1 protein-coding gene is annotated in these 555 nt (G+C 44.9%); it reads left to right on the top strand.

Going from position 1 to position 555, the window contains the following annotated elements; all coding sequences use genetic code 11:
- On the top strand, nucleotides 1-555 hold a 555-nt coding region (locus R7O13_RS29815; protein ID WP_318305585.1), incomplete at both ends, for a Cache 3/Cache 2 fusion domain-containing protein.

Raw genomic sequence — 555 nt, 5'->3', positions numbered from 1 at the left:
ATATCACGCAATACAGCGAAAGTTTGATTAACGACACAAAGCTGGTCGACAGCTTCACGCGTGATACCGGAGCAATCGCAACGTTATTTGCACCACTTGGTGATGACTTCATTCGCGTTTCAACATCATTAAAAGATCCGCAAGGTAAGCGTGCAGTAGGCACGACTCTTGGACGCAACCATCCTGGTTACCAACTCTTAAAGAGCGGAAAACCTTACTACGCGCAAATCAAACTATATGGCGAACGCTACATTACCTATTACGCGCCAATCAAAGACGCTAACGGTAACGTATCTGGCTTGTCATTTATCGGTTTGCCAGTAGACCAAGCCACACAAACTCTGTTTGATGCACTAGAAGAGATTAAGTGGGGCGACACAGGCTACACCATCATTGTCGATAACGACAAAAACAATCTTGGTAAGTACTTACTCCACCCAACTAAGAGCGCTACCGATCCTTCAATCGTAGAAGTTCGTGATTACGATGGTAACAAGCCTTTCCATAAGATTTTCGAACAAAAGAGTGGTCTGATCCGCTACCCATTCCAATACG

Source organism: Vibrio sp. Y176 (assembly GCF_033438945.1).
The sequence above is the reverse complement of the archived record's forward strand: the minus strand, read 5'-3'. Positions and strand labels throughout refer to the sequence as shown.